The sequence below is a fragment of the Pseudomonas sp. TE36184 genome, from assembly GCF_054060055.1.
On record NZ_JBSSCU010000001.1, the window covers coordinates 2,852,325 to 2,863,752 of the forward strand.

Here is an 11,428-nt window from a genome sequence, read left to right on the forward strand (position 1 = left end):
GTTTAACGGGCCTTGGTTTTCTTCACATCCACCAGCCGACGCAAGTGGCAGGTCACTTCCTCGCGGTCGTGGTACAGCTGCTTACAGCCGATTTCCACACGAATACCGCGCGCCTTGAAGCCGTCTTCGATGCGCTCGAGCAAACGCTTGACCTCGGCGTAACGCTGCTTCATCGGCAGTTTCAGGTTGACCACCGCTTCACGGCAATAGCCTTCGCCGATCCAGGTTTCCAGCAAGGCGGCGTTGCGAGCCGGTTTTTCGACGATGTCGCACACCATCCAGTCCACCGGCTGCTTGGGCACGAAGGTGAAACCGTCGGCCATCAAGTGTTGCACCAGGCCGGTGTCCATCAGGCTTTCGGCCATGGGGCCGTTGTCGATGGCGGTCACCAGCATGCCCCGGTTGACCAGTTGCCAGGTCCAGCCGCCCGGAGCCGCGCCCAGGTCGACGCCGGTCATGTCGCCGTGCAGGCGCTCGTCCCACTGGTCGCGGGGGATGAAGTGGTGCCAGGCCTCTTCCAGCTTCAAGGTCGAGCGGCTGGGCGCATCGCGGGGGAATTTCAGGCGCGGGATGCCCATCGGCCACATCGCCGAGTTATTCGACTCGGCCAGGCCCATGAACACTTCGCGGCCGCTCTTGAAGGTCAGCAGCAGGCGCGGCTTGCTCGGGTCGTCCACCAGCTTGCCGGCGTTCAGCAGGGCTTTGCGCAGGTGGACTTCGAATTTCTTGCAGAAGTTCGACAGCTCCTTGCCGTCGTTGGTGTCGACCATCTCCAGCCACAGGCTGCCGCACACCGGGAATTCGCGCAGGTGCGCGAGGATCACGCTGATGCGGTCGGTTTCCGGCAGGTCGATGAACACCCCGCGCGCCCACTGCCGCGGGAAGATCAGCTCGGCAAAACGCTGGCCGTGCATCAGGCGCTGGGCGCCGTCTTCCTCGGTGCAGACAAATTCGGCGCAGGCGCTGCCGGTCTTGGCCTTGGCGTAGCCGGAAACGTTCAGGCGCGCGGCGTGTTCCGCGATCTCGGAACAGACTTCGCCTTCAAAACCCGGGCGGCAGTGCATAAAAAGGGTGTTCATCGACTCTCCTGGCGACCCAACGGACTTGCGCTATCGCAATGTCTGTCATGAAAACGCGCGCATGATAACTGACTTCGGAACCTTGGATCTGTCCATAGAGTCCAGTAATTAGCCAGCTACTGAAAACAGGGCTAGTTTGATAGTTCTGTTCGTCCCGTCAGGTCCGTAGCCGTGCGGACCATAAGGAGTCATGTAATGTCATCCCTTGATAGCCTGAGAACCCTTAAAACCCTGCAAATCGACGACAAGACTTATCACTATTTCAGCTTGCCCGAAGCCGCCAAGCGCCTGGGTGACCTGGATAAGCTGCCGATGTCCCTCAAGGTGCTGCTGGAAAACCTGCTGCGCTGGGAAGACAACAAAACCGTCACCGGCGCCGACCTCAAGGCCATCGCCGCCTGGCTCAAAGAGCGCCAGTCCGACCGCGAGATCCAGTACCGCCCGGCCCGCGTGCTGATGCAAGATTTTACCGGGGTGCCCGCCGTGGTCGACCTGGCCGCCATGCGCGCCGCCGTGGCCAAGGCCGGTGGCGACCCGCAGCGCATCAACCCGCTGTCGCCGGTGGACCTGGTGATCGACCACTCGGTGATGGTCGACAAGTTCGGCACCACCGCCGCGTTCGGGCAAAACGTCGACATCGAAATGCAGCGCAACGGCGAACGCTACGCCTTCCTGCGCTGGGGCCAGAGCGCCTTCGACAACTTCAGCGTGGTGCCGCCGGGCACCGGCATCTGTCACCAGGTCAACCTCGAATACCTCGGCCGCACCGTGTGGACCAAGGACGAAGACGGCCGCACCTACGCCTTCCCCGACACCCTGGTCGGCACCGATTCCCACACCACCATGATCAACGGCCTCGGCGTGCTCGGCTGGGGCGTGGGCGGGATCGAAGCGGAAGCGGCGATGCTCGGCCAGCCGGTGTCGATGCTGATTCCGGAAGTGATCGGCTTCAAGCTCACCGGCAAATTGAAAGAAGGCATCACCGCCACCGACCTGGTGCTGACCGTCACCCAGATGCTGCGCAAGAAAGGCGTGGTCGGCAAATTCGTCGAGTTCTACGGCGACGGCCTGGCCGACCTGCCCCTGGCTGACCGCGCCACCATCGCCAACATGGCCCCGGAATACGGCGCCACCTGCGGCTTTTTCCCGGTGGATGAGGTGACCCTGGACTACCTGCGCCTGTCCGGTCGCCCGGCGCAGACCGTCAAACTGGTCGAGGCCTACACCAAGGCCCAAGGCCTGTGGCGCAACGCCGGCCAGGAGCCGGTGTTCACCGACAGCCTGGCCCTGGACATGGGCAGCGTCGAAGCCAGCCTCGCCGGGCCGAAACGCCCGCAGGACCGCGTGTCGCTGCCGAATGTCGGCCAGGCGTTCAGTGACTTCCTCGACCTGCAATTCAAACCGACCAACAAGGAAGAAGGCCGCCTGGAAAGCGAAGGCGGCGGCGGTGTGGCCGTGGGCAATGCCGACCTGGTGGGCGAAACCGACTACGAGTACGACGGCCAGACCTATCGCCTGAAAAATGGCGCCGTGGTGATCGCCGCGATCACCTCCTGCACCAACACCTCCAACCCCAGCGTGATGATGGCCGCCGGGCTGGTGGCGAAAAAGGCCGTGGAAAAAGGTCTGACCCGCAAACCCTGGGTAAAAACCTCCCTGGCCCCCGGCTCCAAAGTGGTCACCGACTACTACAAGGCCGCCGGCCTCACCCAATACCTGGACAAGCTCGGTTTTGACCTGGTGGGTTATGGCTGCACCACCTGCATCGGCAACTCCGGCCCGTTGCCCGAGCCGATTGAAAAAGCCATCCAGAAAGCCGACCTGGCCGTGGCGTCGGTGCTGTCCGGCAACCGCAACTTCGAAGGCCGCGTCCACCCGCTGGTGAAAACCAACTGGCTGGCCTCGCCGCCGCTGGTGGTGGCGTATGCGTTGGCCGGTACGGTACGCATCGATATCAGCCGCGAGCCGTTGGGCAACGATCAACACGGCAATCCGGTCTACCTCAAGGACATCTGGCCAAGCAGCCAGGAGATTGCCGACGCGGTCGCCCAGGTCAGCACCGGCATGTTCCACAAGGAATACGCCGAGGTGTTCGCCGGCGACGCACAGTGGCAAGCCATCGAAGTGCCGCAGGCCGCGACCTACGTGTGGCAGAAGGATTCCACCTACATCCAGCATCCGCCGTTCTTCGACGACATCGCCGGGCCGCTGCCAGTGATCAAGGACATCCACGGCGCCAACGTCCTGGCCCTGCTGGGCGATTCGGTGACCACCGACCACATCTCCCCCGCCGGCAACATCAAGGCCGACAGCCCCGCCGGCCATTACCTGCGCGAACAAGGCGTGGAACCGCGCGACTTCAACTCCTACGGCTCACGCCGCGGCAACCATGAAGTGATGATGCGCGGCACCTTCGCCAATATCCGTATCCGCAATGAAATGCTCGGCGGCGAGGAAGGCGGCAATACGCTGTATGTGCCCACCGGCGAGAAAATGCCGATCTACGACGCCGCCATGAAGTACCAGGCCGCCGGCACACCGCTGGTGGTGGTCGCTGGCCAGGAATACGGCACCGGCTCGAGCCGCGACTGGGCGGCCAAGGGTACTAATCTGCTAGGGGTCAAGGCAGTGATCGCCGAAAGCTTCGAGCGCATTCACCGTTCCAACCTGGTGGGCATGGGCGTGCTGCCCTTGCAGTTCAAGCTGGACCAGAACCGCAAGGCGCTCAAGCTCACCGGCAAGGAGAAGATCGACATCCTGGGCCTCAGCGACGCGCAGCTCGTGCCGCGCATGAACCTGACCCTGGTGATTACCCGCGAGGATGGCAGCAGCGAGAAGATCGACGTGCTGTGCCGGATCGACACCCTCAATGAAGTGGAATACTTCAAGGCCGGCGGCATCCTGCACTATGTGCTGCGCCAGTTGATCGCCAGCTAAAGGTCGCTGGAGGCCAAATGTGGGAGGGGGCTTGCCCCCGATAGCGGTGGATCAGTCGATACATCTGATGACTGACACACCGCTATCGGGGGCAAGCCCCCTCCCACAGTTTTGACCGCATTTAAAGCTTCAAGTCAGCCGAAGAGCCACTTCCACAGCAGTACCAAGACGACAACCGCCAGCACCGGCCGCGCAATGCGGTAGGCCTTGGGATGCTTGCGCTTCCACTGCTTGACCACGCTGCTGATCTTGTCGCTGAACGACTTGCTCCAGGCATAAGCCTGGTTGATGCCGCCGACGCGTTCGTCGTCCAGGTTCTGCGGCGCGGTGGCGCGGCCCAGTTGCGCGCTGACCCAGCGGTTGATGCGGGTCATCAGGGGATTGCTCAGCGGGCGCTCGATGTCACAGAACAGGATCACGCGGGTCTTTTCCGTCTCGTTCTTCACCCAGTGTACGTAGGTCTCGTCGAACATCACGTCTTCACCGTCGCGCCAGGCGTATTCCTGGCCGTCGACGAAAATGCGGCAGTCGTCGGAGTTCGGCGTGGACAGCCCCAGGTGATAACGCAGGGAACCGGCAAACGGGTCGCGGTGCGGGTTGAGGTGACTGCCGCCCGGCAACAGCGCGAACATCGCGCCCTTGACGTTGGGGATGCTGCTGACCAGGGCCACGGTTTTCGGGCACAGGGCCTCGGCCGACGGCAGCGGTTTGTCGTACCACTTGAGGTAGAAACGCTTCCAGCCCTTCTTGAAGAACGAGCCGAAGCCGGCGTCGTTATTCTTTTCGGCGGCGCGGATGTAACCCTCGTCGAACAGGTGCATGGCCTCTTCGCGGATCACTTCCCAGTTGTCCTTGAGCACGTCCAGTTCCGGGAACTTGCTGCGGTCCAGGTACGGCTTGGACGGCACGGCCGAGAACAGGTACATCAAGGCGTTATACGGGGCAAACAGCGCCGAGTGGTTGACGAACTGGCGCAACATCGGCAAACGGGCCTTGCCGCGCAGGTGTACGTACAGCGTGCTGCCGATAAACACCAGCAACACCGACAGTTTGGCGGCCAAAGAAAAGGTCATGCAGCAACTCCTGGAAATAAGCGCCTGGCCAACAACCTCCCGTCGAGGGGAAACCAGGCGTAGCAGCCGGCCATGATAAACACTCCGGACCTCGGGAAAAACCCGCGCAGTCCAACAATCAGCGTTTAAAACGGCGCGAGGGTAGGCCAATTATGCATAAGGCCCCCGCTCTCACGCTGATTTGCATCAAGCCTGGTTTTCTTGATCGGTAAACAAATCACTGAACAGCATGCTCGACAGGTAGCGCTCGCCGGAGTCCGGCAGGATCACCACGATGGTCTTGCCCTGCATCTCCGGCTTCTCGGCCAGGCGCACGGCGACCGCCATCGCCGCGCCGCAGGAGATCCCGCACAGAATCCCCTCTTCCCGCATCAGGCGCAGGGCCATGGCCTTGGATTCGTCGTCGCTCACCAGTTCCACGCGGTCGACCATCGACAGGTCGAGGTTCTTCGGCACGAACCCGGCGCCGATGCCCTGGATCTTGTGCGGGCTCGGCTTGATCTCTTCACCGGCCAGCGCCTGGGTGATCACCGGCGAGACGATCGGCTCGACGGCCACCGACAGAATCGGCTTGCCCGCAGTGTTCTTGATATAGCGCGACACCCCGGTAATGGTGCCGCCGGTGCCCACGCCCGCCACCAACACGTCGACGGCGCCGTCGGTGTCGTTCCAGATTTCCGGGCCGGTGGTTTTTTCGTGGATCGCCGGGTTGGCCGGGTTTTCGAACTGCGCCGGCATGTAGTAGGTGGCCGGGTCGCTGGCGAGGATTTCCGCGGCTTTGTCGATTGCGCCCTTCATGCCCTTGGCCGGTTCGGTCAGCACCAGCTCGGCGCCCAGGGCCTTGAGCACTTTGCGGCGCTCGATGCTCATCGACGCAGGCATGGTCAGCACCAGTTTGTAGCCACGGGCCGCGGCGACGAACGCCAGGCCGATACCGGTGTTGCCCGAGGTCGGTTCGACAATGGTCATGCCCGGCTTGAGTTTGCCGGTGCTTTCCGCGTCCCAGATCATGTTCGCGCCAATGCGACACTTCACCGAATAACCCGGGTTACGCCCTTCGATCTTGGCCAGGATGGTCACGCCACGCGGTGCGATGCGGTTGATCTGAACCAGAGGCGTGTTACCGATGGAGTGCGCGTTGTCTGCAAAAATGCGGCTCATGACGGGTCCTTGAGGCGGCTTGAAGAAAGCCCCAAGGGTATGCCTCGTCTTCCAAAGCGTCCAGTCAGAGGAACGTCGGAGACATCGCAATAGTCAATCTCCTACAAGCCCGCAGATCGGCCCCGGGAACGACCACGCCTTCGATCGACTGAGCGCACGCGTGACTGGTCATTCAGAGACTGAATAACCCGTCTGCGTTCACAGTCGCCGGGGCCGCACGGTATAGTCGGGCATTGATGAATTCGAGGAATGACCGATGAAGTTCGAAGGCACCCAGGCCTACGTTGCCACCGATGACCTGAAACTGGCCGTCAACGCGGCCATCACCCTGGAGCGGCCGCTGCTGGTCAAGGGCGAGCCGGGCACCGGCAAGACCATGCTCGCCGAGCAGTTGGCCGAATCCTTCGGCGCCAAGCTGATCACCTGGCACATCAAGTCCACCACCAAGGCCCACCAGGGCCTGTACGAGTACGATGCGGTCAGCCGCCTGCGCGACTCGCAGCTGGGCGTGGACAAGGTGCATGACGTGCGCAACTACCTGAAGAAGGGCAAGCTCTGGGAAGCCTTCGAGGCCGAGGAACGGGTGATCCTGCTGATCGACGAAATCGACAAGGCCGACATCGAATTCCCCAACGACCTGCTGCAAGAACTCGACAAGATGGAGTTCTACGTCTACGAAATCGACGAGACCATCAAGGCCAAGAAACGCCCGATCATCATCATTACCTCCAACAATGAAAAAGAACTGCCGGATGCGTTCCTGCGCCGCTGCTTCTTCCATTACATCGCCTTCCCCGACCGCGCCACCCTGCAAAAGATCGTCGATGTGCATTACCCCGACATCAAGAAAGACCTGGTCAGCGAAGCGCTGGACGTGTTCTTCGACGTGCGCAAAGTGCCGGGCCTGAAGAAAAAGCCTTCCACCTCCGAACTGGTCGACTGGCTCAAGCTGCTGATGGCCGACAATATCGGCGAAGCGGTACTGCGCGAACGCGACCCGACCAAGGCCATCCCGCCCCTGGCCGGTGCGCTGGTGAAGAACGAGCAGGACGTGCAATTGCTCGAACGCCTGGCGTTCATGAGCCGTCGCGGTAACCGATAAGGGCGCCTGCCATGTTGCTCAACCTGTTCAATGAAATGCGTGCAGCCAAGGTGCCGGTGTCGGTGCGCGAGCTGCTCGACCTGATCAACGCCCTGAAACAGCGGGTGATCTTCGCCGACATGGACGAGTTCTACTACTTGGCCCGGGCGATCCTGGTCAAGGACGAACGCCATTTCGACAAGTTCGACCGCGCCTTCAGCGCCTATTTCAACGGCCTGGAAAAGCTCGACGACCACCTGCAGGCGCTGATCCCCGAAGACTGGCTGCGCAAGGAGTTCGAACGTTCGCTGAGCGACGAAGAACGCGCGCAGATCCAGTCCCTCGGCGGCCTGGACAAGTTGATCGAAGAGTTCAAGAAACGCCTGGAAGAACAGAAAGAGCGTCACGCCGGCGGCAACAAGTGGATCGGCACCGGCGGCACCAGCCCGTTCGGCTCCGGCGGCTACAACCCGGAAGGCATCCGCGTCGGCGATGCGGGCAAGCGCCAGGGCAAGGCGGTGAAAGTCTGGGACCAGCGCGAGTACAAGAACCTCGACGATCAGGTGGAACTGGGCACGCGCAACATCAAGATCGCCCTGCGCCGCCTGCGCAAGTTCGCGCGCCAGGGTGCGGCGGAAGAGCTGGACATCGACGGCACCATCGACCACACCGCCCGCGATGCAGGCTTGCTGAATATCCAGATGCGCCCGGAACGGCGCAACACCATCAAGCTGCTGTTGCTGTTCGACATCGGCGGCTCGATGGACGCCCACGTGAAGATCTGCGAAGAGCTGTTCTCCGCGTGCAAGACCGAGTTCAAGCACCTGGAGTACTTCTACTTCCACAACTTCGTGTACGAGTCGGTGTGGAAGAACAACCAGCGCCGCACGTCGGAGCGCACCTCCACCCAGGACTTGCTGCACAAATATGGCGCCGATTACAAAGTGATCTTTATCGGCGATGCCTCGATGGCGCCGTATGAAATCACCCAGGCCGGCGGCAGCGTCGAGCATTGGAACGAGGAGCCGGGGTATGTGTGGATGCAGCGCTTCATGGCCAAGTACAAGAAGCTGATCTGGATAAACCCGTATCCGAAGGACACCTGGGGCTATACGGCGTCGACCGGGATCGTGCGGGAGTTGGTCGAAGACCAGATGTATCCGCTGACCTTACGCGGGCTGGAAGAAGGCATGCGGTTCCTTTCCAAGTAACCCGATATCTCCCATAGGCGTGGCGTCACTGGCACTTCAACGCCTCGCGAATGCGCTGCACGGAGGCCACCGAACTGGCGTTATCGCCATGCACACACAAGGTATTGGCCCGCAGGACCAAGGGGCTGCCATCGCTGGCGGTCAAGGGTTCGCCACGGGAAATGGTCAGGGATTGCTGGATGATGGCTTCGGTATCGTGGTGTACCGCGCCGGGCAATTGGCGGGAAACCAGGTGCCCCTTGTTGTCGTAGGCGCGGTCGGCGAACGCCTCGAACCACAGGATCACACCGTATTCGTCGCCCAGCGCCTGGGCCGCGCGGTTGTCGCGAGTGGCCAGCAGCATCAGCGGCAGTTCGCCGTAAGCGGCAACGGCCTGGATCACCGCACGCAACTGCGCGGGGTTGGCCATCATGTCGTTGTACATCGCGCCATGGGGTTTGACGTAGCTGACCCGTCCGCCCTGGGCGCGGCAAATGCCGTCGAGCGCGCCGATCTGGTAGTGCAACAGGTCTTGGATTTCTTCGGGCGTGTAGGCCATGGAACGGCGGCCGAAACCCTGCAGGTCCTGATACGCCGGGTGCGCCCCGACCAGCACGCCATGCTTGAGCGCCAGGCCGACGGTCTTGCGCATGACGCTCGGGTCGCCGGCATGGAAGCCGCAGGCCACGTTGGCGCAATCAATGAACGGCATGACCTCAGCGTCCAGACCCAGGTTCCAGTTGCCATAGCTTTCGCCGATGTCGCAATTCAATAGCAGACGGCTCACGCTGAGTGCTCCTGTAGGCTTTGTTTTTTTGTAGTGTGGGATCTTTTACACAAGACTCGCAACTTATCCCACCCTCCCAGCGACACTTATCGTGAAACGGCGCGATTTTTGGCGTGTGTCCGGGACGGCGTCCACCCCATAAAGGTCGACCCCATGAAGTTGAAGGAACGCGATTAAAACGGTGGGAGCAAGCCCCCTCCCACCATTACAGGCCTTTCTACAGCCCTTTCAAATCACGCTCTTCGATCGGCCGGCTCTGGCGCAGGCGCTTGCCGCCCAGCACCACCCAGTCGATCAAGCGGAACAGGCACTCCAGGCCGAACGACAACAACATCGCCCCGCCCAGGCCCCAGCCCATGGCTTCGGGGGTCAGCAGGATCTGGTAGCTGTAGCCGTTCCAGGTTTCCAGGCGAATCGCCGGGTCGGCCGCCACCGCTACCTGCAATGCGCGAATGTACCAGGGGCCTTGCATGGCCTGGAATTGCTTGTCCAGCGCCAACTGACGATCCAACAACGTGCCGAGGCTGTTGGCATCGCTGCGAAACACCGGGTCGTCGCTGGCGCGGTAGTGGGCGACCAGGGCCTGCAAGTCGCCGTTGAAGAACTGTTGCGCGGTGGATTCAAAGCCGCGCAGGCCGGTCTGGGCCTCGATCAAGTGGGCTTCGACGCGCTTGGCGTAGTCATTGATGAACCCCGGCACTTGCACACCGACCAACAAGCCAATGGCAAACAACACCAACCGCAGATAGCTGAGCAACATAGTCGACTTCCTTACTCGGTAATGCCCTGGCTGACGCATTCACCGCGCCGCCACAGGCTCCACTGGCCCGGTTCGTAGCGGGTCCAGTTTTCGTTGTCGGTCAGGGGTTCGGTGGCGATCACCGTTACCACATCGTTGGGCGTGGTTTCGGCCTGGAAATCGACGATCACGTCGACATCTTTCAAGCGTGCCGGGCCGAACGGAGCGCGCCGGGTGATCTGGGCCAATTTGGTCGTGCAGTAGCAGAACAACCAATCGCCGTCGCTGAGCAGGCAGTTGAACACGCCTTTGCTGCGGTATTCGGTGCAGGCGGCGATCAGGTCCGGCAGCATCTGTTCGATCTCCACCGGCTCCGGGAACGCCTCGCGGACGCGGTTGAGCAGGTCGCAGAACGCCGCTTCGCTGTCGGTGTCGCCCACCGGCCGGTAAAACGTGGCGCGCGGGGTGAAGTCGGCCAATTGGCCGTTGTGCGCAAAGCACCAGTTACGCCCCCACAGCTCGCGCACGAACGGGTGGGTATTGGACAGGCACACCTTGCCCACGTTGGCCTGGCGGATATGGCCAATCACCACTTCACTTTTGATGGGATAACGCTGCACCAGCCGCGCGACTTCCGATTCGCTGCTCGCGGCCGGGTCCTGGAACAGGCGCAGGCCACGACCTTCATAGAACGCGATGCCCCAACCGTCGCGGTGGGGGCCGGTACGCCCACCGCGCTGCATCAGCCCGGTAAAGCTGAACACGATATCGGTGGGGACGTTGGCACTCATGCCCAATAATTCACACATGCCAGGGCTCTCGCTGCAGGGCAGACAACGTTAAAGGCGCGGTTCGACCCGCATACCGCCCACAGGCGCCGGGCGACGGAACGGCTCGTCATCGTCTTCGGGCTCGGCGGCCAAGGCGGCATCAGCGGCGGCCTTGCGCTCACGGCGGGCATTGGCGGCGCGCTCGATGGGCCAGCGGATCAACACAAACACGAGGTACACGCCAAAGGCGATCATCGTGTACATGAACAAATCGGAGACAGCCCGCCAGGCGTTATTGCCGACCTTGAGCACCAGGTCCAGCGCAGTAATCGCCACGGCCGGCGCGAACTGGGTCTTGACCGGGTCGACGATGGTCGGGCTCAACAGCAGCACGGCCATCAGCAATTGCAGTGGCTCGCGCAACCAGCGCCAGATCCAGCGGGTCATGCGCCACCACACCAACAGGCAGCCCAAAGCGGCGAAGGCGTAAAGGCCCCAAGCGGTCAGATAATCGTTCTCGGTCATGGTGTCCATGGCAAGGTAGGCAAACAGGCCGCTATGATAACGGCTTTTGCGTGTCGCGGCTGCAATGCCTGCCACCATCCGCCAGA

10 protein-coding genes are annotated in these 11,428 nt (G+C 62.0%); 3 read left to right on the top strand and 7 right to left on the bottom strand.

Features of this window, described 5'->3' with window-relative positions:
* Positions 1-2: 2 nt before the first annotated feature.
* Positions 3-1,079 carry a 23S rRNA (cytidine(2498)-2'-O)-methyltransferase RlmM gene (rlmM, locus tag ACVWZP_RS12655; RefSeq protein ID WP_046490414.1) on the bottom strand — a complete coding sequence of 359 codons (1,077 nt, stop codon included), beginning with the start codon at positions 1,077-1,079 and terminating at the stop codon, positions 3-5.
* A 195-nt stretch (positions 1,080-1,274) separates the two neighbouring features.
* Between rlmM and acnA the strand changes: the two genes are divergently transcribed.
* Entirely contained in the window at positions 1,275-4,016 is a 2,742-nt protein-coding gene (acnA, locus tag ACVWZP_RS12660) for an aconitate hydratase AcnA (RefSeq protein WP_057004998.1), read from the top strand.
* A gap of 134 nt (positions 4,017-4,150) precedes the next feature.
* On the opposite strand, the gene ACVWZP_RS12665 is transcribed toward acnA, so the two are convergent.
* On the bottom strand, positions 4,151-5,089 hold the full coding sequence (locus tag ACVWZP_RS12665) for an aspartyl/asparaginyl beta-hydroxylase domain-containing protein (RefSeq protein ID WP_017848761.1): 939 nt from the start codon (positions 5,087-5,089) through the stop codon (positions 4,151-4,153).
* Between the two features lie 186 nt (positions 5,090-5,275).
* A complete protein-coding gene (gene cysK / locus ACVWZP_RS12670; protein WP_017848760.1) occupies positions 5,276-6,250 on the bottom strand; it encodes a cysteine synthase A in 975 nt (324 codons plus the stop codon).
* Between the two features lie 256 nt (positions 6,251-6,506).
* On the opposite strand from cysK, the gene ACVWZP_RS12675 reads away from it, so the two are divergent.
* Positions 6,507-7,352, top strand: a complete 846-nt coding sequence (locus ACVWZP_RS12675) for an AAA family ATPase (RefSeq protein ID WP_017848759.1) — start codon at positions 6,507-6,509, stop codon at positions 7,350-7,352.
* Positions 7,353-7,363: 11 nt separating this feature from the next.
* Positions 7,364-8,542 carry a vWA domain-containing protein gene (locus ACVWZP_RS12680; protein WP_046384330.1) on the top strand — a complete coding sequence of 393 codons (1,179 nt, stop codon included), beginning with the start codon at positions 7,364-7,366 and terminating at the stop codon, positions 8,540-8,542.
* A gap of 25 nt (positions 8,543-8,567) precedes the next feature.
* On the opposite strand, the gene ACVWZP_RS12685 is transcribed toward ACVWZP_RS12680, so the two are convergent.
* The 4 genes from ACVWZP_RS12685 to ACVWZP_RS12700 all read right to left on the bottom strand — a co-directional run bounded on the left by ACVWZP_RS12685 (position 8,568) and on the right by ACVWZP_RS12700 (position 11,420).
* A complete protein-coding gene (locus ACVWZP_RS12685) occupies positions 8,568-9,308 on the bottom strand; it encodes a 5-oxoprolinase subunit PxpA (RefSeq protein ID WP_046384331.1) in 741 nt (246 codons plus the stop codon).
* Positions 9,309-9,525: 217 nt separating this feature from the next.
* Positions 9,526-10,068 (bottom strand): DUF2937 family protein, encoded by a 543-nt coding sequence (locus tag ACVWZP_RS12690; protein WP_017848756.1) that lies wholly within the window; start codon positions 10,066-10,068, stop codon positions 9,526-9,528.
* An 11-nt stretch (positions 10,069-10,079) separates the two neighbouring features.
* Positions 10,080-10,856 (bottom strand): class II glutamine amidotransferase, encoded by a 777-nt coding sequence (locus ACVWZP_RS12695; RefSeq protein ID WP_026140241.1) that lies wholly within the window; start codon positions 10,854-10,856, stop codon positions 10,080-10,082.
* 30 nt (positions 10,857-10,886) lie between these two features.
* Positions 10,887-11,420: a hypothetical protein gene (locus ACVWZP_RS12700; RefSeq protein WP_017848754.1), complete on the bottom strand. Its 534-nt coding sequence runs from the start codon at positions 11,418-11,420 to the stop codon at positions 10,887-10,889.
* Positions 11,421-11,428: the final 8 nt, after the last annotated feature.